At 67.7% G+C, this 25593-nt stretch carries 25 protein-coding genes and 1 tRNA gene; 11 read left to right on the top strand and 15 right to left on the bottom strand.

What is annotated here, in order from left to right; genetic code table 11:
- Positions 1–89: 89 nt before the first annotated feature.
- The 10 genes from IAE41_RS03625 to IAE41_RS03580 all read right to left on the bottom strand — a co-directional run bounded on the left by IAE41_RS03625 (position 90) and on the right by IAE41_RS03580 (position 9372).
- Entirely contained in the window at positions 90–506 is a 417-nt protein-coding gene (locus IAE41_RS03625; protein WP_200732127.1) for a hypothetical protein, read from the bottom strand.
- A gap of 306 nt (positions 507–812) precedes the next feature.
- The gene (locus IAE41_RS03620; protein ID WP_200732126.1) at positions 813–2138 is read right to left on the bottom strand and encodes a HAMP domain-containing sensor histidine kinase; all 1326 of its coding nucleotides are present in this window, start codon (positions 2136–2138) and stop codon (positions 813–815) included.
- 4 nt (positions 2139–2142) lie between these two features.
- Positions 2143–2820 carry a response regulator transcription factor gene (locus IAE41_RS03615; RefSeq protein WP_005410804.1) on the bottom strand — a complete coding sequence of 226 codons (678 nt, stop codon included), beginning with the start codon at positions 2818–2820 and terminating at the stop codon, positions 2143–2145.
- An 8-nt stretch (positions 2821–2828) separates the two neighbouring features.
- Positions 2829–3302, bottom strand: a complete 474-nt coding sequence (locus IAE41_RS03610; protein ID WP_200732125.1) for a hypothetical protein — start codon at positions 3300–3302, stop codon at positions 2829–2831.
- Between the two features lie 89 nt (positions 3303–3391).
- Positions 3392–3868, bottom strand: coding sequence for a hypothetical protein (locus tag IAE41_RS03605; protein WP_200732124.1), 477 nt, complete (start codon positions 3866–3868; stop codon positions 3392–3394).
- A 257-nt stretch (positions 3869–4125) separates the two neighbouring features.
- On the bottom strand, positions 4126–5004 hold the full coding sequence (gene rimK, locus IAE41_RS03600; protein ID WP_079222961.1) for a 30S ribosomal protein S6--L-glutamate ligase: 879 nt from the start codon (positions 5002–5004) through the stop codon (positions 4126–4128).
- Between the two features lie 82 nt (positions 5005–5086).
- Entirely contained in the window at positions 5087–6235 is a 1149-nt protein-coding gene (locus IAE41_RS03595) for a hypothetical protein (RefSeq protein WP_200732123.1), read from the bottom strand.
- Between the two features lie 126 nt (positions 6236–6361).
- Positions 6362–6772, bottom strand: a complete 411-nt coding sequence (locus IAE41_RS03590; protein ID WP_200732122.1) for a hypothetical protein — start codon at positions 6770–6772, stop codon at positions 6362–6364.
- A gap of 537 nt (positions 6773–7309) precedes the next feature.
- Positions 7310–7383, bottom strand: a tRNA-Gly gene (locus IAE41_RS03585).
- Positions 7384–7539: 156 nt separating this feature from the next.
- Positions 7540–9372: an autotransporter domain-containing protein gene (locus tag IAE41_RS03580; RefSeq protein WP_200732121.1), complete on the bottom strand. Its 1833-nt coding sequence runs from the start codon at positions 9370–9372 to the stop codon at positions 7540–7542.
- 207 nt (positions 9373–9579) lie between these two features.
- Between IAE41_RS03580 and thiS the strand changes: the two genes are divergently transcribed.
- From thiS to IAE41_RS03560, 4 genes are all read left to right on the top strand, one after another.
- On the top strand, positions 9580–9780 hold the full coding sequence (gene thiS, locus IAE41_RS03575) for a sulfur carrier protein ThiS (protein WP_108747263.1): 201 nt from the start codon (positions 9580–9582) through the stop codon (positions 9778–9780).
- Positions 9781–9913: 133 nt separating this feature from the next.
- Positions 9914–10708: a thiazole synthase gene (locus IAE41_RS03570; protein WP_200732120.1), complete on the top strand. Its 795-nt coding sequence runs from the start codon at positions 9914–9916 to the stop codon at positions 10706–10708.
- Positions 10708–11442 (top strand): tRNA (guanosine(46)-N7)-methyltransferase TrmB, encoded by a 735-nt coding sequence (gene trmB / locus IAE41_RS03565; protein ID WP_200732119.1) that lies wholly within the window; start codon positions 10708–10710, stop codon positions 11440–11442. Before IAE41_RS03570 ends, trmB begins: the two co-directional genes overlap by 1 nt.
- 27 nt (positions 11443–11469) lie before the next feature.
- Positions 11470–13317 (top strand): SLC13 family permease, encoded by a 1848-nt coding sequence (locus IAE41_RS03560; RefSeq protein ID WP_079222967.1) that lies wholly within the window; start codon positions 11470–11472, stop codon positions 13315–13317.
- A gap of 291 nt (positions 13318–13608) precedes the next feature.
- Here the strand turns inward: IAE41_RS03560 and IAE41_RS03555 are convergent, their stop codons facing one another.
- Both IAE41_RS03555 and rsgA read right to left on the bottom strand, forming a co-directional pair.
- Positions 13609–14862 carry a flavohemoglobin expression-modulating QEGLA motif protein gene (locus IAE41_RS03555; protein ID WP_079223250.1) on the bottom strand — a complete coding sequence of 418 codons (1254 nt, stop codon included), beginning with the start codon at positions 14860–14862 and terminating at the stop codon, positions 13609–13611.
- A gap of 90 nt (positions 14863–14952) precedes the next feature.
- Positions 14953–16053: a ribosome small subunit-dependent GTPase A gene (gene rsgA / locus IAE41_RS03550; RefSeq protein WP_234458277.1), complete on the bottom strand. Its 1101-nt coding sequence runs from the start codon at positions 16051–16053 to the stop codon at positions 14953–14955.
- A 123-nt stretch (positions 16054–16176) separates the two neighbouring features.
- Here rsgA and IAE41_RS03545 point away from each other — a divergent pair, with 123 nt between their 5' ends.
- The 3 genes from IAE41_RS03545 to IAE41_RS03535 are packed head-to-tail and all read left to right on the top strand — an operon-like array spanning position 16177 to position 18794.
- Entirely contained in the window at positions 16177–17451 is a 1275-nt protein-coding gene (locus IAE41_RS03545) for a pyridoxal phosphate-dependent aminotransferase (protein WP_108760359.1), read from the top strand.
- Between the two features lie 2 nt (positions 17452–17453).
- Complete coding sequence (locus tag IAE41_RS03540) at positions 17454–18071, top strand: SGNH/GDSL hydrolase family protein (RefSeq protein ID WP_200732118.1); 618 nt, start codon at positions 17454–17456, stop codon at positions 18069–18071.
- 3 nt (positions 18072–18074) lie between these two features.
- A complete protein-coding gene (locus tag IAE41_RS03535; protein ID WP_200732117.1) occupies positions 18075–18794 on the top strand; it encodes a class I SAM-dependent methyltransferase in 720 nt (239 codons plus the stop codon).
- A gap of 128 nt (positions 18795–18922) precedes the next feature.
- Here the strand turns inward: IAE41_RS03535 and IAE41_RS03530 are convergent, their stop codons facing one another.
- Complete coding sequence (locus IAE41_RS03530; protein ID WP_200732116.1) at positions 18923–19702, bottom strand: polysaccharide deacetylase family protein; 780 nt, start codon at positions 19700–19702, stop codon at positions 18923–18925.
- Positions 19703–19762: 60 nt separating this feature from the next.
- Between IAE41_RS03530 and grxD the strand changes: the two genes are divergently transcribed.
- The gene (grxD, locus tag IAE41_RS03525) at positions 19763–20689 is read left to right on the top strand and encodes a Grx4 family monothiol glutaredoxin (RefSeq protein WP_079223271.1); all 927 of its coding nucleotides are present in this window, start codon (positions 19763–19765) and stop codon (positions 20687–20689) included.
- A gap of 71 nt (positions 20690–20760) precedes the next feature.
- Here grxD and IAE41_RS03520 read toward each other — a convergent pair whose 3' ends face one another.
- Positions 20761–21300 carry a DUF924 family protein gene (locus IAE41_RS03520; RefSeq protein ID WP_200732115.1) on the bottom strand — a complete coding sequence of 180 codons (540 nt, stop codon included), beginning with the start codon at positions 21298–21300 and terminating at the stop codon, positions 20761–20763.
- A 43-nt stretch (positions 21301–21343) separates the two neighbouring features.
- On the bottom strand, positions 21344–22120 hold the full coding sequence (locus IAE41_RS03515) for an AMP nucleosidase (RefSeq protein WP_079223275.1): 777 nt from the start codon (positions 22118–22120) through the stop codon (positions 21344–21346).
- Between the two features lie 151 nt (positions 22121–22271).
- On the opposite strand from IAE41_RS03515, the gene IAE41_RS03510 reads away from it, so the two are divergent.
- The 3 genes from IAE41_RS03510 to IAE41_RS03500 are packed head-to-tail and all read left to right on the top strand — an operon-like array spanning position 22272 to position 25592.
- Positions 22272–23678 (top strand): amidohydrolase, encoded by a 1407-nt coding sequence (locus IAE41_RS03510; RefSeq protein ID WP_200732114.1) that lies wholly within the window; start codon positions 22272–22274, stop codon positions 23676–23678.
- The gene (locus IAE41_RS03505; RefSeq protein WP_200732113.1) at positions 23678–24940 is read left to right on the top strand and encodes an amidohydrolase family protein; all 1263 of its coding nucleotides are present in this window, start codon (positions 23678–23680) and stop codon (positions 24938–24940) included. The genes IAE41_RS03510 and IAE41_RS03505 overlap by 1 nt, the downstream gene beginning before the upstream one ends.
- Before the next feature lie 19 nt (positions 24941–24959).
- Positions 24960–25592 (top strand): DsbA family protein, encoded by a 633-nt coding sequence (locus IAE41_RS03500; protein ID WP_200732112.1) that lies wholly within the window; start codon positions 24960–24962, stop codon positions 25590–25592.
- Position 25593: the final 1 nt, after the last annotated feature.

Genomic DNA, 25593 nt, shown 5'->3' with positions numbered 1-25593 from the left:
TGCGGACCAGCGGTCCGCACCCACCGTCCACCGGGCTCGATTTCCGGGCGGCGGCACCGCCGCCACGGCAGCCGGGCATGGACCCGGCCCTACTGCAGCGTCGCAGCGCCCCGCATGCGCTCGGCCTGCAGCTGCTGCTGCACGTGGCGGGTCAGCTCACGCGCGGCCACCATCAGGCCTTCCATCGTCTCTGCTGGCACAGCCTGCAGCGGGCCGCCACGCGTCCGCGCGATGTGCGCGGCGTGCATGAGCCGGGTCAGCGTGCTGATACCGGACACGGTACGCCTCAGGCCCGCCATCGTGCCGGTCTGCGGCTCGCTGAGCCCGGCGCGCTGGGCGGCCTGGCTGGTTGCAGCGTCGGCTTCCATCCTTTCCTGCAGGATGGGCATCAGGTCACCAGGTTCCTTGAGGACGGCTTCGACGCGTTCGGCGATCTCCGCGGACAGAAGGTCGATCGAATCACCGACCAGCTGGTGCAGGTTCGGGTAACGAGTGCGATGGGACATTGCCGGGCTCCGTGCAGGTGGTAGGCCATCTGGCCAGCTGCGCGGGGCGATGTCAGCAGGCAAATGCGTCAAAGCGCTCTGCGGCAAGGGAATGGATGGACGTCCACTGACAGAAGTAGGGCCCAAGCACGCCGGTTACGACAGTAAATCCACGCCATGCGTGGATGAGGACACCTGCAGTGCGGACCAACGGTCCGCACCCACCACTCACCGCACCCACCACTTGTCGGATTCATCCGCCGTGCGGACCGTTGGTCCGCACCCACCGCCAGCAGGGTTCAGTAGATCCACGCCGTGCGTGGATGATCAGAGCGGCTTCGGCGAGAACGTCAGGGTCGCGATCACGCCGCGGTCGCCACCGGGGCGCACGCTCACCTGCCAGCCGTACAGGTCGCACAGGCGGCTGACGATCGACAGGCCGATGCCGCCGCCCTGCGAGTGGCCGGCATGGGTACCGCGATAGCCACGCTGGAACAGCTTGGCCGCATCTTCTTCACTCAGACCAGGGCCACTGTCGGTCACCGAGACCGCATTGCTGCTGACGTGCACGCGCACGCTGCCATCCTGCGAATACTTCACGGCGTTGCCGATAAGATTGCCCAGCGCCACCGACAACGCGGCTTCGGGAGCATCGATCACCAGGTCGCGCTCGCCTTCCATCACCAGCTCCAGCGGCTTGCCGCCGAGCTGGGCGCGGTGGGCATCCAGCAGCTGATCGGCCACGCGCGCCACATTGCTGGTGCCCTGCCCGCGCTCGTTGCGCGACAGCAGCAGCAAGGCGCCGATCAGGTCGCTGCACTGCTGTTCGGCACGCTGGATGCGCTGCAGCCGCTGCAGCACCTTCTCATCCAGGCCGGGGCGGGTCAGCAGCAGCTCGGTCGCGCCACGGATGACCGCCAGCGGCGTACGCAGCTCGTGGCTGACGTCGGCATTGAATTCGCGATCGCGCTGCACGACCTCGGTGAGGCGCGAGGAATAGTCATCCAGCGCCTGCGCCAGCTGGCCCACCTCGTCATCCGGGAAGCGCGGCGCCAGCGGCTCGGGATCGCTGGTGCCACCGCGGTAGGCACGCAGCCGTGCGGCCAGGTCGGACACCGGCTTCATCACCTTCGATGCTGACCACCAGCCCAGCACCAGCGACAGCAGGCTGAACACCAGCACCGACAGGATCAGCGCGCGGTTGAGCTGCTGCCCGCCGCGCACGCTGTCGGTCATGTCATAGGCGAGGAAGAACCAGGCGTCAGGGGTCTTGCGCACGGCCAGCTTGTACGAATACTGCTCGCCATGCTCGTCACCGGTGACCGTGTGGATGCCATCGGGGAAGGCCGCCCACTGCGCGCGTTCTTCCCTGACCCGTTCGAACTTGTCCTTCGGGTAGGCATACGCCTTGATCTGCTGCACCGGAAGGTCGGGGCTGCGCAGGGGGTCTTCGTAGTAACGCCGCGCGTACTCGTTGATGTTGCGGTTCATCACGTCTTCGACCAGCTGGGTTTCCACGCGCATGCGGGCCCAGTTGGTGGCGAACGCGAACAGTGTCGTCAGGCAGAAGCCCAACAACACGAACGAGACGATGATGCGACTGCGCAGGCGCCGCCGATAAGGCGTGCGCCGACGCCCCCCCCTGGTTGCCACCGGATCAGGCTTCCGGGGTGGCGATGCGGTATCCGATGCCATGGCGGGTCTGGATCAGCGGCACTTCAAACGGCTTGTCGACCACCGCGCGCAGGCCGTGGATGTGCACACGCAGGGAATCCGAATCGGGCAGCTCCTCGCCCCAGACGCGGGTTTCCAGTTCCTGCCGGGTCACCACCGCCGGGGCGGCCTCCATCAGCGCCTGCAGGATCTTCAACGCGGTCGGGTTGAGCTGCAGCAGCTTGCCCTGGCGGCGCACTTCCAGCGTGTCCAGGTTGTATTCCAGATCGCCGGTTTCCAGCACGCGGGTCTGCACGCCCTTGCCGCGGCGCGACAGGGCGTTGAGGCGGACTTCCACTTCCTGCAGCGCAAACGGCTTGATGAGGTAGTCATCGGCGCCGGAATCGAAACCGGCCAGCTTGTTGTCCAGCGAATCACGCGCGGTCAGCATCAGCACCGGGGTCTGCTTGCGGGCTTCATTGCGAAGCTTGCGGCAGACTTCGATGCCGTCCATGCCCGGCAGGTTGAGATCCAGCACGATCGCGTCGAACTCGTGCACCACGGCAAGGTGCAGGCCGGTGACGCCGTCAGCCGCGAAGTCCACCGTGTGCCCGCGGTCTTCCAGGTAATCACCCAGATTGGCCGCAATGTCGCTGTTGTCTTCGATTACCAGAATTCTCACTGTCACCTCTAATTGACGAATTTGCCGGTGCGCTGGGCCTGGCTCATATCACGCTGTGCCCTTTCCTTCTGCCGGACTCGCTCGGCGACGGTGGAGCACTGCGTTGTAGCCCGGTTCGAACCCGTCGCCTTTTCACGTTGGCATATTAGACGACTATCCTCACGCGCCTGTGTCAAAACCGTGTTCACGAGCTGCTGGTCGTTGAAGACGTCGGTTCGCACCTGTTCAGGCATCGAATCGCGGTTCGGGTGCTGCTCTACGGCAGCGCGCATGCGCACCAGCGCCTCACGCACGCGACTGCGGTCGGCCAGCTTCAGCTCGCTGTAGGTTTCGCCATCGCTGAGTTCGATTTCAATGCGCTCGATCTGCTGCTGCAGCGGCTTGCCGGGGATGAAGACTTCGCCGGCCCCTTTGGAGGCGGAGGCGGCGATGGACAGGCTCAGCCCCGAGAACAGCACCACCGACATCAGGAGGGACTTCATGACAAACGAATCCTTGTTTGAATGGATCACTGACTGTATTCGCACCGCCTTCACGCCAGCAAGTGCCAAGCGCAGGGGCGGCGGACGGCCTAGCGGTTGCCGGGAGGCGAAAGGTCGGTGAAGGTGCGCTGGTCGTTGAGCAGCGCCTTGCCCTTCTCCTCGATCCGCCGGCGCTCGGCCACGGTCAGGCAGCGGCTCTTCGGCATGTTGCTGCCGGTGGTACGGGTGTGCTGGCAGACCTGCCGGCTGTCGGCGTGGGCGCGGGTGAGGATGGTGTTGATCCGCTCCTGGTCGTTGAAGACCTCGTTCTGCACCGTCGCGGGCAGCTCCTGCACCGTCTGGCGGTCACCCATCCGCTGGGTGATGCGGGCCAGCGACTGCCGCACCTGCGCACGGTCATCCGTTGAAATTTCGGCGTACTCGCCGTTGTCCAGCGCCTTTTCGACCTGGCGCACCTGGTCGGCTACCGGCGCCTGCCGGTCCATCTGCACGACGGGCTTTTCCGACCCGGCCTGTGCAGCTGCGGACAGCCCCAGCAACATTGCAAACACGGTGATGCGGTACATCGCCAGCCTCCCGATCCATCCCGGAACGAAGGCCCAACTCTACGAGCCGCCCTGCGCCACCACAAGGGACCTTTGGCAGGAACCGGACGGGCATAAAAAAGACCCAGGCGGTCTACCCGCCTGGGCCTGAAGTCGTATCCCGATTACCGATCCTGCTGAGAGGCAGAGCTGCGGTTCGCTGAAGCCTACGCCGGCCCCGATTAAAGCCTTGTTAAACCCGGCCGGCAATCTTCAGGAAAATTACAAGCCTCTGATAATCAAGGCTTTTTAATCTTCTCGACATGGGCAATGATGCGTGAGGCCACGTCCACCTGGCAGGCCGCTTCGATGCCTTCCAGGCCCGGTGTGGAGTTCACCTCCAGCACCAGCGGGCCGCGTTCGGAGCGGATCAGGTCGACCCCGCAGACCGACAGGCCCAAGGCCTTGGCCGAGCGCACCGCCACCTGCTGTTCAGCCCGGCTGGCCTTGGCCGCCACCGCCGTGCCACCGGCATGCAGGTTGGAACGGAAGTCGCCCTCCGGAGCCTGCCGCTGCATCGAGGCCACCACCTGGTCGCCGACGACGAAGCAGCGCAGGTCCGCGCCCTTCGCCTCGCCGATGAATTCCTGCATGAGGAAGTTGGCATACAGGCCGCGCAGGGCTTCGACGATGCCGCGCGAGGCGCTGGCCTTCTCGGTGAGGATGACGCCGCGGCCCTGCGTGCCCTCGTTGAGTTTCACCACATGCGGCGGCGGGCCGAGCATGGAGAGCAGGTCGACCGTATCGTCCGGGTTGTCGCCGAACACCGTGACCGGCATGTCGATGCCCTTGGCCGCCAGCAGCTGGTGCGCGCGCAGCTTGTCGCGCGAGCGCAGGATCGCGTCGGACGGATTGGGCGTCCGCGCGCCCATCAGCTCGAACTGGCGCAGCACCGCGGTGCCGTAGCGCGTGATCGAGGCGCCGATGCGCGGGATGACCATGTCCACGCCGGTCATCGGCCGGCCCTTGTAGTGCATGGAAAAGCCATCGGCGGCAATGCGCATGTAGCAGCGCAGCGGGTCGAGGATGCGGACGGTATGGCCGCGCGCGCGCGCAGCCTCGACCAGCCGGCGGGTGGAGTACAGCGAGCTGTTGCGGGACAGGATGGCGAGCTTCATCGCGGCGGCAGTGGACGGCAGGCGCGCAGCATAGCGCGAGCGTGTGGCGGCAGGATGATGCTCCGCGACGTGCTGCCGCAGATCAGGGAAGGCGCAGCGTGAAGCGTCCGTCGCGGACCCGCAGGGCCAGCCCGGTTTGCCGCCACTCCACGGGCAGTTCCAGTGCCGTGTGCGGCGTGGGGACCAGTTTGATGGCACCGGCCACCCAGTGATCTTCTTGGGCCTGGCCGTGGAGCGTGCCGTCATCGCTCACCTCGATCACGTTGATCCAGACCATGCTCGTGGCCTTGCCACGACCGCCCACGGCAAGGCCGGCGATGGCCTGCCAACGCCCCCGCCAGTAAATGAGCCACACGCTCTGACGGGGACGCAGATCCGCATCCATCACACTGCCCGCTACCACCACGCATCGTCCCGATGGGCTGGCAATCACCGTCTCCAGACCGCACACATGGCGGCCCGTGGCCTCACCGTCGAAGTGAAGCGAGTACGGACAGAGTCGCGTGAACAGGGCCGGATGCGCGGTCAGGCGCAGATCCTCGGGAAGCATGGGGATGGCCTGCAGGACCCGGCCGTCGGGCAGGACGTGGCGAAGCGCCTTCGGCACGCCTGCAGCCAGTGCCGCGTGCCCCTCCGCCAGCCATAGCCCTCGACAGGGATGCAGCTGGATCAGACGGCAAGGCAGGCTGCGCAGCCACAATGCCGCCGCCACATCGCCATCGGATTGCCGACGGGCACCCAGTTCCTGCGCGAGCACGCTTGGAGCGACGGCCAGCAGATGCACCACCTTGTGCTGCTCGTCGTAGACGATCACCCCCTCGCCCCGGTGGACAGAGCCGGTGGCCAGACGCAGCGCGCTGCCCGGCAGCGACGTCCATCCACAGCTGGCCTCGTTGCTGCCGAGGATGGCTACCCCTTCGACGATGGCGCCATCGCGCAGCATCTGGACGCTGTAAACAGGCCCGCCCATGCCCACTTCAGCCGATTCCAGCAGCACATCATGAGTGGGGGGACGCTCGGCCAGGCGCCCCGGCAACTGCGAACGCAGCCGTGCGCCGCCGACGGCATCATCGACCAGTTCAAGGCGCTGCAGCACGACGCCCAACGCAATGCACACGGCAAGGCCGACCACCACGCCCAACGGTGACCACCAGGCGACACAGATGGCCACCCATGCCAGCAACGGCAACCATTGGGCAAAGCGACGGAGCGTGCTTCGATCAGCAGTCATCCGGACATCGCATCGGCATCCGTGCACCATTCAAGCGTTGCAATGGAAAGAGACAATGAAGTGCGCCTTGAGCGGCGAATAAAATCGCCTGACAGCACGTTGAAGCAGGCGTAGCTCGGTAAGCGATCACCTCTTCATCAATCTCGCGTAATCCTCCAGCAATGAATCGGCCGCTGCGGTCAGGATCTCGTCGTTTGACGTGTCAGCAGCGAAATCAGAAAGGAGGCGAACATCTTTCTCGCTGCCTATCCGTCCGCGCGCCAAAACCTTCCTCACCTCGGCCAACTTCTTGTCAATGAAAAACTCGAAGCTGAACCCATAATTGGCGATCAAGTATTCCCTGACCACCCGCTGGGAGTCCGGCACGAGGTCGTTGAGATCCTCGGCAATATCGGCAGCCACCTCGTAGAGATGAGGACTGTGAGCAAATCCCCTGACAGTCTCCCTCCGCAGCTCGATAAGGCGGGGAATGTCGTCAGGGCCAGCGAGGATGGTGATCGCATCCTGGCACCACAACTCGAGTTTGGTCAGGCTCATGATCGATCGCCCCTTGCTGCTTCCGGGATAAGATTACCTGCTCGTGGGGCACCGTTGCGGCACTTATGGTCGACCCTCTGCTGCCCCCGACCACAGGAAGCCAGAGGTCTTCGCCGCAAGCGCAACCGTCTGCCGGACGCTTGACCTGCGGTATTCACGCGCCTGGTTCCGTTCTTCGGCCAATACTGGACGCCATCCCACAACGCCCTGACACAGTCAGTCGTCGCCCGATGCAGGGATATCCCCTACAGGCCCCAGCAGGGTGCGGAGTGTCTGGCAGCTCTCAATGAGATTGCTGGACCGCGCCTTTGCGCCCCGCAAATCATCCGAACGTATCGTGCGCGATCGCCGGAGGGCAAACCCGGCGCACGGACGATGAAGGGACAATCCAAGCGGGACCGAAGGTAAAGAGGACAAGGAAGCGGGCGTAAAGCCCATACGGGCGTGCAGGAAAAAGCAGCTCTGGCAAGGAGCGCACGCAGCCTTTTTGACTCGGCCCCTTCGCATTCATGCACTTAGGTGTGCAAATGGCCGAACTGGAGCGGGCGAAGGGAATCGAACCCTCGTCAGTAGCTTGGGAAGCTACAGCTCTACCATTGAGCTACGCCCGCATTGCAGGGTGAAAGTCTATGCGGACCGGCCGGTGTTGCGCAATGCTGGCGGCAACGGGGTCAGAGCCCTTTCCTGCGGAAAGGGATCCTACCCCGCCTTGGATCAATAACGTCAGAGCCCTTTCCGGGTGGAAAGGGATCCGACCCCGCCCTGGATCAGAAGCTGCCGCTGAAGTTGGCGAACAGCGTGGCGTCCTGCGCACGCTTCTGCAGGGTGGTGGCGCTCAGGCCGATGTTGCTCTGCAGGCCGAACAGCTCCATGCGCGCGCCGAAGATGGCGGTTGCATAGTTCTTGTCGAAGTCCATGCCCGGCACGCGGTACATGCCCACGTCCGGCAGGCTCTGCACCCATGCGCTGGCCTGCTTGGTGTCCTCGAACTCGTGGTCGTAGGTCACCTGCACGTACGGCTTGACGCTGCCGCCATCGAAGCGGGCCTGCCAGCCGATGCGGCCGACGGTGGAATCGACGTCCTGCTTGCCATAGCCCAGCGCGGTGGCCAGGGTGTTGGCATCGGCGGTTTCGGTGTAGCCGTCGATCTTCACCTTCTGCCAGATCACCGAGGCGATCGGACCGTGGCGGAAGCCGCCTTCGGTGCCGAACTCGTAACCGGCGTTCAGGGCGGCGGTCAGGTTGCTGCCGTCCGGCGAGCCGCCGTGTTCACGGGTGGCCGGGCCGAGCTGGACCTTGCGGTTCACGTCATACGACAGCCAGGTGTAGCTGACCTGGCCGTTGACCCAGATTCGGTCGCCGTACCAGCCCGCGAACAGGCCGGCGGTCGTGTCCTTCTGGGTGAAGTCGCCACGGCTGTTGCCGAAGTCGGCGTTCATGCGGCCGAAACCGCCGAAGCCGCCGACGACCATGCCGTCACGTGCCCAGTCGACACCGAACAGGCCGGCCGGGGCCACGCCGTCATACACGTCGGCGTGGTCGTAGCGCTGCATGTCGCCGCGCACGCCGCCCCACCAGGACATGCCATCGGCCGGACGGCCGGCCTGGTGCAGGCTGACCTGGTCGGCGCGCGAACGGCCGATGGTCTGCGCCGAGTGGGTCAGGATCTGCTGCAGGCGCGGGCCTTCCAGGATCGAGATGGCGTACTGGCCCAGCATCTGGTGCGCGGCCGTGGTCGGGTGTACGTCATCGGCGAACAGGTAGGTGCTGGCCGCATCCGGGCGCACATAGGCCAGCGGGCTGCAGGTCAGCGACGAGGCCACCAGGCAGGCGCGGCCGGTGACGTTGCTGAAGCCGTACATGCCCGGGTTGGCGATGATCTCGTGCAGCAGGGTGTAGGTATCGAGCGGGATGAACTCGATGCCGGCCTGCTTCAGGCCACCGTACAGCGCGTTGTTGTAGGCGTTGGACAGGGCGGTGCCCTGTGCGCGCGCCGCGGCGCCACGATCGATGAAGCCCGGGGTGGAACCAATATCAGGCAGGTTGGGCACCAGCACGTACTGCGCACCGGCCTGCTTCAGGCTGGACACGATGCCGATCTGGGTGGTGACCGCCGCGCCGATGACGGCCGGTGCCTGGGCCGGGGCGGTGATCGAGAACAGGTCGTTGGCGCCGCCCCACACGGTGTACAGGGCGTTCGGGTCGGCCTTGCCGCCGTTGGCGGCCAGATAGTTGGACATCTGCGTCTTCAGCGAGGGCACGGCGACGTTGCCGAGCGCCGGCTGGGTCAGGTCGACGCCCACGCGGGCGCCACCGACGGCGTAGTTGTCACCGGTCTGGCCATTGCCGTTGGGGCTGGCGTTGGTGCCGTAGTAATCGGCCACGAACTGCGCCCATTCCCAGCCCGGGTTGGTGGTGGACTGGCCGGTGACCGGGCGCACATCGGCCGGCAGCAGCGGGCGGAAGTAGCCGCTGTCGGTCAGGCTGTCGCCGAAGAACACGGTGCGGGTGAACGGGGATTCGCCTGCCATGGCCGGCAGCGCGGCGAGCGCGATCGCGGCCGCCATCAGGGAGCGGATCGGGCGTTTGCTGAGCAGCATGTAGAACTCCTGGGGGGAAATGTTGGGGATCCGGCGCACACGTACGCCGGCGCACGGTGAATGGTTTCACCGTGTCGCCGATTGCTCACGCTGCGCCGCCGCATGAATTGTCGCCTGAGACTGCGCTGGCGGGCTGTGCCGGTGATGGCGTGCGACGCACGGAGGCGACGGTTCCGATCATGGCGGGCCATAAGCGACAATGCGCGCATGAACATCCAGCTCAATGGCGAACCCCGCACCCTGCCCGCTTCGGCGACCCTCCTGGACCTGCTCGCCACCGAGCAGCTGCTGCAGCGCCGGGTGGCGGTGGAAGTGAATGGCGAGATCGTCAGCCGCAGCCGCCATGGCGAGCACGTGCTGGCCGAAGGTGACGTGGTGGAGATCGTGCACGCGCTCGGCGGTGGCTGAGGAAAACCCACGCTCCGCGCTCGCCGGGCTTGGCCCGGCGCTACCCTGCGCATCTCTTCCGGTAGCACCGGGCCATGCCCGGCGGCGTCGAAGTGACGACCCCATCTTCAGGCGGATAAGCGATAATCGCGTCATGAACCTCCCTGTCTCCCCCGATTCGCTGGTGATCGCCGGCAAGACCTATGGCTCGCGGCTGCTGACCGGCACCGGCAAGTTCAAGGACCTGGAAGAAACCCGCCTGGCCACCGAGGCCGCTGGCGCCCAGATCGTCACCGTGGCCATCCGCCGCACGAACATCGGCCAGAACCCTGGCGAACCGAACCTGCTGGACGTGCTGCCGCCGGACCGCTACACCATCCTGCCCAACACCGCCGGCTGCTACACCGCCGAAGACGCCGTGCGCACCTGCCGCCTGGCCCGCGAGCTGCTGGACGGCCACAACCTGACCAAGCTGGAAGTGCTGGGCGACCAGAAGTCGCTGTACCCGGACGTGGTGCAGACCCTCAAGGCTGCCGAGCAGCTGGTCAAGGACGGCTTCGACGTGATGGTCTACACCTCCGATGACCCGATCCTGGCCAAGCGCCTGGAAGAGATCGGCTGCGCTGCGGTGATGCCGCTGGCCGCGCCGATCGGCTCGGGCCTGGGCATCCAGAACAAGTACAACCTGCTGCAGATCATCGAAGACGCCAAGGTGCCGATCATCGTCGACGCCGGCGTGGGCACCGCCTCCGATGCCGCCATCGCGATGGAGCTGGGCTGCGACGGCGTGCTGATGAACACCGCCATCGCCGGTGCGCGCCACCCGGTGCTGATGGCCAGCGCCATGCGCAAGGCCGTGGAAGCCGGCCGCGAGGCCTTCCTGGCCGGGCGCATTCCGCGCAAGCGCTACGCCAGCGCCTCCTCCCCGGTGGATGGGCTGATCGGCTGATGACCAATCCTTTTGACAGCGCCGGCTCCAAGGCCCCGCCCAAGCCCTTCACCGTGAGCGAGGGCCGCCGCGAGGTGCGCAGCTTCGTGCTGCGCCAGGGCCGCTTCACGCCTGCCCAGCAGCGCGCGTTCGACGAACGCTGGCCGCGCTTCGGCATCGACTACAACGGCCAGCCGCGCGACCTGGATGCCACCTTCGGCCGTCCGGCGCACAAGGTGCTGGAAATCGGCTTCGGCAACGGCGCTGCCCTGCGTTTCGCCGCGCAGCACGATCCGTCGCGCGATTACATCGGCATCGAGGTGCACGCCCCGGGCGTGGGCCGCCTGCTGAATGCGCTGGCCGATGACAACGCCGACCACGTGCGCCTGTACCACCACGATGCGGTGGAAGTGCTGCAGAACGAGATCGCCGATGGTGCGCTGGATGAAGTGCGCATCTACTTCCCGGACCCGTGGCACAAGAAGCGCCACAACAAGCGCCGCCTGCTGCAGCCGGCCTTCGCCGAACTGATCGTGCGCAAGCTGCGCCCGGGTGGCCGCCTGCACTGCGCCACCGACTGGGAAGACTACGCCGAGCAGATGTGGGACGTGCTCGACGCCACCGCTGGCCTGGTCAACCGTGCCGGCCCGCGTGGCAGCGTGCCGCGCCCGGACTGGCGCCCGCAGACGCACTTCGAGACCCGCGGCCAGAAGCTCGGCCACGGCGTCTGGGACCTGCTGTACGACCGCACCTGACCCACGCCCGAGGACGCTGCGCCCCACATGGATACCGCGCTGACGCTGACCAACGACATGAAGCTCGTGCTCGGGCTGGTCGGCTTCACGATGGCGATGTTCCTGTTCGAGCGCATCCGCGCCGACGTGGTCGCGCTGGTGGTGCTGGTGGTGCTGGGCGTCACCGGCCTGATCGCCCCGGAAGAAATCTTCGGTGGCTTCTCGGGTAACGCGGTGATGAGCATCATCGCCACCACCATCCTCGGTGCGGGCCTGGACCGCACCGGGGCGCTGAACCGGCTGGCCGCGTGGCTGCTGCGGCGCGGCCACGGCGTGGAGCAGCGGCTGCTGATGATGACCACGGCCATCGCCGGCCTGAACTCGTCCTTCATGCAGAACCCCTCGGTGATGGCGCTGTACCTGCCGGTCGCCTCGCGGCTGGTCGCGCGCACCGGGCTGACCCTGCAGCGGCTGCTGCTGCCGATCTCGGCAGCGATCGTGATGGGCGGCGCGCTGACCATGGTGGGCAACTCGCCGCTGATCCTGCTGAACGATCTGCTGGCCTCGGCCAACAACAACCTGCCCTCGGGCCTGGCGACCATCGAGCCGCTGCGCATGTTCGCGCCGCTGCCGATCGGCGTGGCCCTGCTGATCGCCTCGCTGCTGTATTTCCGCTACTACGGCGACCGCAAGCTGATCGAAGAGGAAAGCCTGGTCAATGACGGGGTGACCCCGGCACGCACCGAGAGCTATTTCGCCAAGACCTACGGCATCGAAGGCGATGTGTTCGAGCTGGTGGTCACCGCCGAAAGCCCGCTGGTGGGCATGACCCTGGGCGAGGCCGAGACCCTGCACGATGCGCCGCTGCTGCTGGCGCTGAAGACCGGCAACGACACCCGCCTTGCACCGCCGGCGGAGATGCGCATCTGGGTGGGCAGCGTGCTGGGCGCGATGGGCCCGCGCCAGGACGTGCACGATTTCGCGCAGAACCAGTTCCTGCGCATGTCCTCGCGGCTGAAGCACCTGGGCGACCTGTTCAACCCCAGCCGTGCCGGTATTTCCGAGGCGGTGGTGCCGCCGACCTCCAACGTGATCGGCAAGAGCGCGGCTGATCTGCGCCTGCGCAAGGAGCGCGGCATCAGCCTGCTGGCGATCAACCGCGACAAGCAGGTGATCCGCGAGGACGTGCGCGACGTGCAGCTGCGCGCCGGTGACATGCTGGTCTTCCACAGCATCTGGACCGACCTGGCGCAGGCCGCCAAGAGCCGCGACTTCGTGGTGGTGACCGATTACCCGACCGGCGAGCAGCGCCCGCACAAGTTCAAGATCGCGATGGCGATCTTCGCGCTGACCATCCTGATCGCGCTGACCAGCAAGCTGCCGGTGGCGCTGACCCTGATGACCGGCGTGGCCGGCATGCTGCTGACCGGCGTGCTGCGCATGGACGAGGCCTATGCCTCCATCAACTGGAAGACGGTATTCATGATGGCCGGGCTGATTCCGCTCGGCTGGGCAATGGATTCCAGCGGCGCGGCGGCCTGGGTGGCCGGCCATACGATCGACAAGCTGCCGACCGGCATCCCGATCTGGGTGCTGGAGCTTGCGCTGGCACTGCTGACCACGGTGTTCTCGCTGGTGATCAGCCACGTGGGCGCGACGATCGTGATGGTGCCCATCGCGGTGAACCTGGCGCTGGCGGCGGGTGGCAACCCGACCGCGTTCGCGCTGATCGTGGCGTTGTCAGCGTCCAACAACCTGATGACGGCCTCCAACCCGGTCATTTCGATGATCACCGGCCCGGCCAACTACACCCCGCGCGAGATGTGGCGGGTCGGCGGCCCGCTGTCGCTGATCTACACGCTGGTGGTGGTGGTGATGATCAACCTGATGTTCTGAGCCCTGCACCTGCGGAAGGTGCGGACCACCACGGGTGTGGTGGGTGCCGACCGTTGGTCGGCACGGGGTCGGATCCCGGTTCTGTTTTTGACTCTTGCGAATTCCTTCGGTGGGGATTTCCACCGCGCCCGCAGGAAACTGTCTGGAGGAGGCGGGTCACCCTGGCCAGGACCGTTGGCGCCATGGATGGCGCCATCGAGGACCATGGAGGGGATTTTGCGTGTCCTGGCCAGGGTGACCCGCCTCCTCCCCTCCGATATCAGGAAGGCGTGGAAACCACACCAACGCCTTTTACTCCGGCGCCAGCTGGTCCATCCGTATCCGGTTGGCGAACAACGAGAACGCCAGCATGCCCGCCAATCCGTTCGCCCGGCTCACCCAGTGCGGCAGCCAGCGCGGTGGCTTCAACACGCCACTCTCGAACAACGGTGCGAAGGCAATCGCATCGGTCAGGCTCATCTTGCCGGCAAACAACCAGCGGCAGACCTGCAGGCGATCCTCGGCCAGCATGTGCCGGAAGAAGGTATGCACCGACACCAGCCCGCGCAGGTACACCGTGTCCTTGGTGAAGGCCAGGCCACCGCTGGGCGGCACACCACGGAACACGCGCTGCGCCGAGGCGAAGCTTTCTTCCGGATTCTGCCCGGCCTCGCAGAAATAGCGGTACACCTCGATGAAATCCGCACCTTCGCGCGCCATCGCAATGGCTTCGGTGCGCAGGCTGATGCGCTTCAGCCGTTCGATGTCGATGCTGCCGGTGATCTGCTCGGCGAACGTGGCCAGGCCTTCCTGGGTGGCGGTCACCCGTGGCGAGGACAGGGCCAGGCTGGGCAGCACCGGTTGTTCGCGGCCGTTCAATGCAGTGAGCGAATGCACCAGCGCTTCGTGGTGGAACAGCTGCGCGCGGTCGTAGGCGCTGAAACGTGCGCTGGTACGCAGGCGTATGCGGGTCGGGCCAGCGGCCGCCTTGGACACCAGTTCCGGGTCCAGCTGCACCTGGATGATGCGCGATTCAAAGAAGCCGTCCAGGTCGTTCTGCAGCTGCAGCTGCAGGGCGATGGCCGACACCGGCACCTGTTCTTCCGGCGCCAGCAGTTCGCTGTCCAGTTCGCTGGCGATCTGGATGAAATGGCGGGCGGCCTCGCGCGTGCTAGGGCCGTTGCCGGGCAACGGCTGTTCCGGCGCACCGAACAGCTGCACCGAACAGCGGTCCACGGCGGCAGTGCCGAGGCTTTCCAACAACTGCGCGGCCAGGTCCCAGCTCTGCGCGGACTGCTGCACGTAGTGGCCCAGCGGATGGCTGGGATCACATTCGGCGGCGATGGCGGCCAACGCGCGGCGCTCCTCGCTGAAATCCAGTTTCGGGTACTCCACCTTCGGCAGCACCGGCTGGCCGCGGGCCACGCTGTCCAGGAACGGTGCCTGCACCGTTGCCGGCCAACTGGTCAGCCCCAGCAGGCGGATGCCGCCCACGGCCTCGACCAGTCGCGCGTCGAGCGCCGCATGGTGGGCCACGTCATGGTCCAGCGTCGCGGTCGTTTCCATGGGCGGACTATAACGCCCTGCCGTGTCCGGCGCAGGGCATGACTCCGCCGCGGAGCCACTGTAGAGCCGAGCCCATGCTCGGCTACTGTGCTATCGCCTGCGCGGCTTGCCCGCCGGGCGGAACTGCTGGCCCTTGCCCTTCTTGCCGCCGCGCTCCTGCGCGGTTTCGGCCTGGCGCACGGCCAGCTTCGCAGCGGCGGCAGCCACTTCTTCCTTCAGCTTGAAGTAGTTCTGCAGCCGGCTCTCTTCGATCTCACCGGCATCGATGGCCGCGCGCACGGCGCAGCCCGGCTCCTGCTGGTGCATGCAGTCGTTGAAACGGCACTGCGCCGCCAGTGCCTCGATGTCGGCGAAGCCGCCTTCGGACAGTGTTTCTTCGCCGGTCGGCTTCAGCTCGCGCATGCCCGGCGTATCGATCAGGCACGCGCCCATCGGCAGCGGCATCAGCGCGCGGTGCGTGGTGGTGTGGCGGCCGCGCGAATCGTTGGCGCGCACCGCATTGGTCTTCATCCGCTGCTCGCCCAGCAGGGTATTGGTCAGCGTGGATTTGCCGGCACCGGACGAACCGACCAGCACCACCGTGCGGCCCGGGCCCAGCCACGGCTCCAGCACGGACACGCTGTCGGCATCCAGGCCGTTGATCGCGTGCAGGGCGATGCCCTGCATCTCCAGCTCCTCCAGCACCGCCAGCGCGTCTTCGCTGTACTCGGTCTGGTCGGCCTTGGTCAGCACCACGACCGGTTCGGCACCGCCGCCGCCGACCAGCAGCAGGTAGCGCTCGATGCGGCGCGGGTTGAAGTCGGCATCCAGGCCACAGACGATGAACACCGTATCGATGTTGGCCGCGATCACCTGCTGGTGGTAATGCTCGCCAGCCGCGCCGCGCTTGATGGCGGTACGCCGTGGCAGCAGCGCAACGATGCGGATGCCGTCCAGCAGCACCCAATCACCCACCGCCGGCCGCTCGTGGCTGGGGAAGCGCGGGCGCTGCCATTCCGGCAGCGACTCGGCCTTGATCGAGGCGTCCGGGCCGTCGGCCACCACATAGTGGGTACGGTGCTGTTCGATCACGCGCGCCGGGCGGGCCTGCGGGTGCGCGGCCATTGCGGCCTGCCAGTCGGCCTGCTGCGGCGGGCCCGGCCAGGGCCAGCCGATGGTCTGCAGGGCGTTGAAATCGGGGGTCTGGGTCATCGCCGCCATTCTAACCGGCCCGATGCCCTGCCAGCCCAGCAACGGCAGGCCCTGGCGCCTTGCCATGCACTGCAGCAATTCCGGTAGGATGGAAACCCCATGCCTTTTGACGGCCCAGCCCCCATGTCCACCACGTCGCACAAGCCCCTGGCCACCCGCGAGCGCCTTTCCGAAGTGCGCTACGAAATCCGCGGAGAACTGGCCCGGCGAGCGCGGGAGCTGGAAGCGCAGGGCCGCAAGCTGATCAAGCTGAACATCGGCAACCCCGGCAACTTCGGCTTCCGCGCACCCGAGCACCTGCAGCACGCGATTGCCGATGACATGGGCCGCACCGACCCGTACACCCACCAGCAGGGCCTGCCGGTGGCCCGCGAAGCCATCGCCGCCGCCTATGCGCGCCGTGGTGCGCCCGATGCCCACCCGGACCGCGTGTTCGTCGGCAACGGCGTCAGCGAGCTGATCGACCTGTCGCTGCGCGCCCTGCTGAACCCGGGCGACGAAGTGCTGGTGCCCTCGCCGGACTACCCGCTGTGGTCGGCCGCGGCCATCCTCAACGACGGCCGCCCGGTGTACTACCGCTGCGCGCCGGAGAACGGCTTCCAGCCCGACCCGACCGAGATCGAGACGCTGGTGTCCTCGCGCACCCGCGCCATCGTGCTGATCAACCCGAACAACCCCAGCGGCGCCAGCTACCCGCGCGAGCTGCTGGAGCGCGTGGTCGAGATCGCACGCCGCCACAACCTGCTGCTGCTGGTCGATGAGATCTACGACCAGATCCTCTATGACGATGCGGTGTTCCAGCCGGTCGCCCCGCTGGCGGGCGACCATCCGTGCCTGACCTTCAGCGGCCTGAGCAAGGTGCACCGTGCCTGCGGCTGGCGCGTGGGCTGGGCCCACCTCAGTGGCGACGATGCGCGCCTGGGTGAGTTCCGGGCGGCACTGGACCTGCTCAGTGCACTGCGCCTGTGCGCCAACGTGCCGGGCCAGTACGCCATCGACGCTGCGGTAAACGGCCCGGACACCATTTCCGAACTGTGTGCCCCCGGCGGCCGCCTGTATGAAACCCGCCGCGCGGTGATCGAGGCCTGCAACGCCAGCGAGCACCTGTCGCTGGTCGCCCCGGCCGGCGCCCTCTACGCGTTCCCGGCCGTGGTCGGTGCTGCCGCCAAGGGCTTCGACGACCACAACTTCGCACTGGACCTGATGAACGACGAAGGCGTGCTGGTGGTACCGGGCTCGAGCTTCAACGTGCCCTACCGCCACCACTTCCGCGTGACCCTGCTGCCGGAAGCCTCGGTGATGCGCGATGTGTTCGCGCGCATCGACCGCGTGCTGGCCCGCCGCGCCGAGGACGCCACCAAGGTCGTGCCGCTGAAGCCGCGCCGCTCGGTGGCCTGAGCGTGGCGCTGTCCTTCCTGGCGCTGGGCGATTCGTACACCATCGGTGAGGCGGTCGCGGTCGAAGGCCGCTGGCCGCACCAGCTGGCCGCAGCGCTGCGCGCGCAGGGCGTGGACCTGGCCGATCCGCAGACCATCGCCACCACCGGCTGGACCACCGACGAGCTCGATGCCGGCATCGATGCGGCCGCACCGCAGGGCCCGTTTGGGTTCGTCAGCCTGCTGATCGGGGTCAACAACCAGTACCGCGGACGAGCGCTGGACGAATACCGCCACCAGTTCGAGGCGCTGCTGCAGCGTGCGATCGGCTTTGCCGGTGGCGATGCCGGCCGCGTGCTGGTGCTGTCCTTCCCCGACTGGGGCGCGACCCCGTTCGGCGCCGGCAGCGGTCGTGACCTGGCCCGTATCGAGATCGAGACCGACGAATTCAACGCCGCCGCCGAGGTGATCAGCACCCAGCGTGGCGTGGCCTTCGTCGACATCACCGACATCAGCCGCACGCACGGCACCGATCCGGCGATGATCGCCGGGGATGGCCTGCATCCGTCCGCGCGGATGTATGCGTTGTGGGCCGAACGCGCCCTGCCCGTGGCCACGCAGCTGCTGCAGCGCACGGACTGAGCGATGGATGGCCTGCCAGGGAACGGCACACCGCTGGACTGTTCGCCGCTGGAGCGCGGCCAGGCACGGGCCATTGCCGAGGCGTTCCGCCCGGTGCAGGCCTGGGGCAACCGCCGCGACTACTACTACACGCGCGGCAAGCTGGGCAGCGACCCGTTGTACGACGGCGTGCTGCAGCACCTTCCCGACGATGCCCTGCCGCTGCTCGACCTGGGCTGCGGGCTGGGCCTGTTCGCCCACGTGCTGCGCCAGCGCGGCCGCCGCCAGCCCTACCTGGGCGTGGACGTGGATGCCGGCAAGATCGCCCGCGCGCAGCGGGCCGGCGCCGGCCTGGACGATGTGCGTTTCGACTGCCTGGACGTGCAGGCGCCGCTGCCTGCGCAGGCCGGGCACGTGCTGCTGCTGGACGTGCTGCAGTATCTGGACGCGCAGCCGCAGCTGGCGCTGCTGAACGCCGCCAGCGCACGGGTGGCACCCGGGGGCAGCCTGCTGCTGCGCACGCCGCTGGCCACCGGCGACCGCCGCGACCGCACCACGCGCGTGGCCGATCGCCTGGCCTGGCTGGTGGGCTGGATGGGTACGCGGCCGCGGCACTACCCCGACCCCGCACGGCTGCGGGCGACGCTGGCCGAGGCGGGATTGCAGGTGGGCCAGGTGCGTCCCCTGCACGGGCGTACGCCGTTCAACAGCTGGCTGCTGGTGGCACAGCGATCAACCATGTAGAGCCGAGCCCACGCTCGGCTGCCTGTACAGCGCATCGCGCCGCCGCCCGAGCATAGGCTCGGGCGCTACAGACGATCCAACCGCTGACCTATCGCACCGCCGCCCGGGCCCGGCCCGGCGCTACCGCATTACAGGGACGGCAGCCGCGCCTTCAGGCCACGCTGGTCCAGCACCTGCAGCACGCGCTCGATGATGGCCAGGTTGTGGCCGTGTGCGGCACCTTCATGCAGCAGTACGATGGCACCGGGCCGCAGGTCGGGCAGCAGGCGTGCCAGTACGCCGTCGGGCGTGCAGCCCACGCCGTCATAGCCGCGCGCGCTCCAGCCCACGCGCACCAGGCCCAGCGCCGCCAGCACCGGCGCCACGAACGGGTTGGTCATGCCCACCACCGAGCGGTACCAGCGCGCCGGGCGGCCGCTGACCGCTTCCAGCGCCTGGTGGCAGCCTTCGATCTCGGCACGCATCGCCGCCGGGCCCAGCCGCCAGAACCGGGTCTGCGGGTGGGTGTGGCTGTGGTTGCCCAGGTCATGACCGCGGCGCAGGATCTCCCCCACCAGGGCCGGGTGCGCCAATGCGCGCTCGCCGACCAGGAAGAAAGTCGCCTTCGCCTGGTGCCGGTCCAGCAGGTCCAGCAGCGCCGGGGTCTCCGCGCTGGGGCCATCGTCGATCGTCAGCCAGACGCTGTCACCGGCGTCGGCCAGACGATCCAGCACCGGCGTGTAGAAACGGCTGTTGGGCAGGAACACCGGCACCATGAACAGCGCGTGGGTGGCCACCATCAACGGCAGCCCCCAGCGCCAGCCGGCCAGCACCCAGACCAGGATCACCGCCACCTGCGACGCCACCAGCCAGGGCAGCCAGCGCCACGGCCGGGTCGGGATGCGATGCAATGTTCCTGCGTTGGTCATGCCCCATGATGCCATGGGGCGTAGAATGGGTGATTCGAATTTACGGACCCTAGACTGCCCATGTCCCTCGATCCCGCCCTGCGTTCGCGCATCGAATCCCTCCTCAACGACAACCGCGTCGTGCTGTTCATGAAGGGCCAGCCGTCGATGCCGCAGTGCGGCTTCTCGGCCAAGGCCGTGGGCGCCCTGCAGGACCTGGGCGTCGACTTCGCCCACGTCAACGTGCTGGCCGACCAGGAAATCCGTGAAGGCATCAAGGCCTACGGCGACTGGCCGACCATCCCGCAGCTGTACATCGACGGCGAGCTGGTCGGTGGCAGCGACATCATCCTGCAGATGGCCGCCAGCGGCGAACTGAGCAGCGTGCTCGGCCTGGCCGCGCCGGACCGCACCCCGCCGCGCATCACCGTCACCCCGGCCGCCGTGGAAATGCTGAAGGGTGCGCTGGCCGATGCACCGGGCGCTTCGCTGCAGCTGACCATCGATGCGCGCTTCCAGCCGAACTTCCAGCTGGCCCCGCACGATGACAGCGCGATCGCTGCCGAATCCAACGGCCTGCGCGTGCAGTTCGACCTGTCCAGCGCACGCCGCGCCGACGGCATCACCATCGACTGGGTCGATGACATCCGCGGCAAGGGCCTGGCCATCGACAACCCGAACGCGCCCAAGCCCGTGCAGGAAATCAGCGTGCGTGACGCCGATGACCTGGTGCGCGCCGGCAACGTGACCCTGGTCGACGTGCGCCCGGCCGACGAGCGCGCCATCGCCGCGGTCGGCGTGCCGTTCAAGAGCTTTGACGGCAACGGCCGCGCCGAGCTGGAAGGCCTGCCCAAGGACACCCCGCTGGCCTTCCTGTGCCACCACGGCGGCCGCAGCGCGCAGGCCGCCGAGCAGTTCCGCACCCTGGGCTTCACCAAGGTGTTCAACGTCACCGGCGGCATTGACGCCTGGTCGGACGAGGTGGACAACGGCGTGCCGAAGTACTGATCGGCTGCGGTTGGAACCTACGAAAAACGCCGGCGAACGCCGGCGTTTTTTTATCCACGCATGGCGTGGACCTACCCTGCAAACCCGCCTTCGGCGAGGAAATCCAGTTCTTCCGGGCTGGGAATGCGGCCCAGCACGGCGTTGCGGTGCGGGAAGCGCCCGAAGCGGCGGATGACGTCACGGTGCACTTCGGCGTACTGCAGGTATTCCTTGTCACCCAGCACGTCGAACATGGCCACCGAACGATCCTGGTCGAACGGATCTTCGGAATGCTCGAACGGCAGGTAGATGAAGGCGCGCAGCTTGGGCACCAGCTGCAGGTCCAGGCCTTCCTCGATGGCACGCATGGCGTAATGCCGGGCCAGGCCATCGGTGGCGTAGGAATGGGCCGTGCCACGGAAGCAGTTGCGCGGGAACTGGTCCAGCAGCAGCATCAGCGCCAGCGCGCCTTCAGCACTGCCCAGCCAGTGTTCGCGCCCGCGCGAAGCCGCCGCATGGTGTTCCTCCAGGAACAGTTCGCGGAACCGCGCGTCGAACGCATCATCGCGGGCGAACCACTTCGCCGGGCCCGCCTCCTTCCAGAATTCCACCACTTGCGCGGCAACGTCCATCACCTGCTCTCCAGGGCCGGCGCGCCGCGCCAGGCCGTCATCATCATTCGTCAAAGCGCAGGTGGCGGACCGACTTGCCGTTGCGCCGGATAAGCTTAAGCGCCTCGATGCCGATCTGGATATGGTTTTCCACGAACTGGGAGCTGACCTTGGCATCGGAGGCCTCGGTCTTGACCCCGTCGGGGATCATCGGCTGGTCGGACACCAGCAGCAGGGCGCCGCTGGGGATGTGGTTAGCGAAGCCGGCGGCGAACACCGTGGCCGTTTCCATGTCGATGGCCATGCAGCGCATTGCCCGCAGCCGCTCCTTGAAGGCCTCGTCGTGCTCCCAGACCCGGCGGTTGGTGGTGTAGACCGTGCCGGTCCAGTAGTCGTGGCCCAGGTCGCGGATCATCGTGGACACCGCCCGCTGCAGGGCGAATGCCGGCAGCGCCGGGACTTCCGGCGGCAGGTAGTCGCCGGAGGTGCCCTCGCCACGGATGGCGGCGATCGGCAGCACCAGGTCGCCCAGCTGGTTCTTGCGCTTGAGCCCACCGCACTTGCCCAGGAACAGCACCGCCTTGGGCATCACCGCCGACAGCAGGTCCATGATGATCGCGGCATTGGGGCTGCCCATGCCGAAGTTGATCATGGTGATGTCGTCGAAGGTGGCACTGGCCATCGGCCGGTCCAGGCCGACGATGGGGGCCCCGGTCAGCTCGGCGAAGGTGTGCAGGTAGCCGCCGAAGTTGGTCAGCAGGATGTGCTGGCCGAACTGGTCCAGGGGCACGCCGGTATAGCGTGGCAGCCAGTTGTCGACGATTTCCTGCTTGCTCTTCATGGCGCATCCGGTACGGCGTGGGGGTGCCATTGTAGGCGCGTGCCCGCCGCCCTACACCTGGGGCCGCCTGCGGGGTGCCCAAGGTCACTTGGCAAGCGCCCCCGGCGCCGGATAGCGTCGGCGGATCCACGCGCCTGCCAGGGGAATCTGCATGCCATCCACGCTGTTGCGCGCCGGGCTGGGCCTGGCGCTGGCCTCACTGTGCACCGCCCCCGCGGTGGGCGCCTCGCGCTTCGTCGCCGACCCCTACCCCAGCACCTACCAGGCCCATCCCGATGGCCCGGTGCTGATCCAGAACGCCACCGTGCTGACCGGCACCGGCCAGCGCCTGGAGCACGCCGACGTGCTGCTGCGCGATGGGCGCATCGTCGCCGTCGGCCCGCAGCTGCAGGCCGATGCCGGCATCGCCCGCATCGATGCGCAGGGCAAGTGGGTCACCCCCGGCCTGATCGACGTGCATTCGCACCTGGGCGTGTACCCCAGCCCGGGGGTCAGCGCCCACAGTGACGGCAACGAGATGACCGCCCCGGTCACCGCCAACGTCTGGGCCGAGCATTCGGTGTGGCCGCAGGATCCGGGCTTCACCGCCGCACTGGCCGGCGGCGTGACCAGCATGCAGGTGCTGCCCGGTTCGGCCAACCTGGTCGGCGGCCGCGGCGTGGTGCTGAAGAACGTGCCGGCCACCACCTACCAGGCGATGAAATTTCCCGGTGCGCCCTGGGGCCTGAAGATGGCCTGCGGCGAGAACCCCAAGCGCGTCTATGGCGGCAAGGGCACCGCCCCGGCCACCCGCATGGGCAACGTGGCCGGCTACCGCGCCGCCTTCATCGACGCGGCCGACTACATCGCCAAGAACAGCCCCAAGCCGGCCAAGCGCAAGGGCTGGTTCGGCAGCGACAAGGGTGACAGCGCCGGTGATGCCGGCGGCAAGCGCGACCTCAAGCTGGACACGCTGGCCGGCGCCATCCAGGGCGACATCCGCGTGCACATCCACTGCTACCGCGCCGACGAGATGGCCACCATGCTCGACCTGGCCAAGGAATTCGGCTTCAAGGTGGCCGCCTTCCACCACGGCGTGGAAGCCTACAAGCTGGCCGACCGGCTGGCTGCCGACGGCGTCTGCGGCGCGCTCTGGGCCGACTGGTGGGGCTTCAAGATGGAAGCCTTCGACGGTATCGCCGAGAACATCGCGCTGGTGGACCGGCCGAAGAACAGCTGCGCCATCGTCCATTCCGACTCGCCCGAGGGCATCCAGCGCCTCAACCAGGAGGCAGCCAAGGTGATGGCGGCGGCGCGCCGCGCGCGCATGCCGGACATCGCCCCGGAACATGCCATCACCTGGATGACCGCCAACGCCGCCAAGGCGCTGGGCATCGAAGGCCAGACCGGCACCCTGGAGGCCGGCAAGATGGCCGACGTGGTGGTGTGGAACGGCAATCCCTTCAGTTCGTATGCGCTGGCCGAACAGGTGTTCGTCGATGGGCGGCGGTTGTATGACCGCACCGCGCCGGAAACGCTGCCGCGCTCGGATTTCCAGCTTGGCCAGGAGGTGCGCTGATGGGCGTGTTGAACAACAGCCGCCGAGCATGGCTCGGCGCTACCGTCATGGTGCTGGCAGGCATCGCTGGCACTGCATCGGCGCAGGACCTGCTGGTGCGCAACGCCACGGTGCACACCGCCAGCGCGCGCGGCAGCCTGCAGAACACCGATGTGCTGGTGCAGGGCGGCCTGGTCCGTGCCGTCGGCCCCGCCCTGGCCGCTCCGGCTGGCGTGGCCGTGGTCGAGGCCAACGGCCGCCCGCTCACCCCGGCGCTGTTCGGTGGCATCACCGAGATCGGCATCGAGGAGGTCTCCGGTGAATCGAGCACCGTGGACAGCACGCTGAAGCTGGGCGAGCAGCCGCTGCGACCGGAATTCGACGTCACCCTCGCCTACAACCCGGCGTCGGTGCTGATTCCGGTGGCGCGCCTGGACGGCATCGGCTTCACCGCGCTGGGGGCGGCCACCGGCGGCGGCTTCGTGGCCGGCCAGGGCGGGGTGATGCGCCTGGATGGCAGTGCCGACCCGATCGGACCGCGTGCGCTGTTCCTGCGCCTGGGCGCGGCCGCTTCGGAACTGACCGGACAGTCGCGTGCGGCGCAGTGGATGCTGCTGCAGCAGATGGTGGACGAAGCGCGCGGCCAGGTCGCCGCCGATTCGCCGCATGCCCTGCTGACGCCTGCGGGCCGCCGCACCCTGGCCCGCTACCTGGCCGGCCAGGGCCGCATCGTGGTGGAAGTGGACCGTGCCGCCGACATCCGCCAGCTGCTGCGCTGGGCCGCGCGCGAGAAGGTGAAGATCGCCATCGCCGGTGGCGCCGAGGCCTGGCAGATGGCGGCGGACCTGGCGGCTGCGCAGGTACCGGTGTTCGTCGATGCACTGGGCAACCTGCCCACCAGCTTCGACCAGATCGGCGCCACCCTGGAAAACGCTGCGCGCCTGCAGCGTGCGGGCGTGCCGGTCAGCTTCGCCCAGCGCGACGATGCTTCGCACAACGCGCGCAAGATGCGCCAGCTGGCCGGCAACGCGGTGGCCAATGGCCTGCCGTGGGCCGATGGCCTGGCCGGTCTGACCCGGGTGCCCGCCCAGGTGCTGGGCGTGGCCGACCAGATCGGCACCATCGAACCGGGCAAGCGCGCCGACCTGGTGCTGTGGGAAGGCGACCCGCTGGATGTAGCGCACTATGCCGAACAGGTCTGGCTGGGCGGACGCGCCATGCCGATGCGCTCGCGCCAGACCGAACTGCGTGACCGTTACCTGCAGCACAACGCGCACCCCTGACCGCCTGAGGAATCCGCCGATGCCGACCCTGCGCTGGTATTTCGATTTCGTCTCGCCCTATTCCTACCTGCACTGGCAGAAGGTCAAGCAGCTGCCGCAGTTCGCGGCCATCCAGCCGGTGCCGATCGCCTTCGGTGCGGTGCTGCACCACCTGGGCAACCTGGGCCCGGCCGAGATTCCGGCCAAGCGCCGTTTCATCTACCGGCAGCTGCTGTGGACCGCACAGGCCGAAGGCACGCCACTGCGCTTCCCGCCCGCCCATCCGTTCAACCCATTGGCCGCGCTGCGCCTGTGCCTGGCCGCCGGTGCCAGCCCCCGGGCGGTGGACGTGCTGTTCGACTGGATCTGGCGCGAGGGCAATGCCGGTGACAGTGCCGAGACGCTGCGCATTCCGGCGGCGCGGCTGGGCATCAGCGACGTGCAGGCGGCCTGCGCCGAGCCTGCGGTGAAGGAGCAGCTGCGCCGCAATACCGAAGCGGCCATCGACGGTGGCATTTTCGGCGTACCGACCCTGTCCATCGATGGGGAACTGTTCTGGGGCAACGATGCCCACCCGATGATGGCCGCCGTGCTGGCCGACCCCGGCCTGCTGCAGCGTCCGGACTGGCAGGCCGTGATAACGCTTCCAGTGGCGGCGCAGCGCAGTCGCTGAA

The sequence above is a fragment of the Stenotrophomonas sp. S39 genome, from assembly GCF_016624665.1.
In the GTDB taxonomy this organism is placed as follows: Bacteria; Pseudomonadota; Gammaproteobacteria; order Xanthomonadales; family Xanthomonadaceae; genus Stenotrophomonas.
Note: the sequence above shows the minus strand (reverse complement) of the source record. Positions and strands in the feature narration are given on the sequence as shown.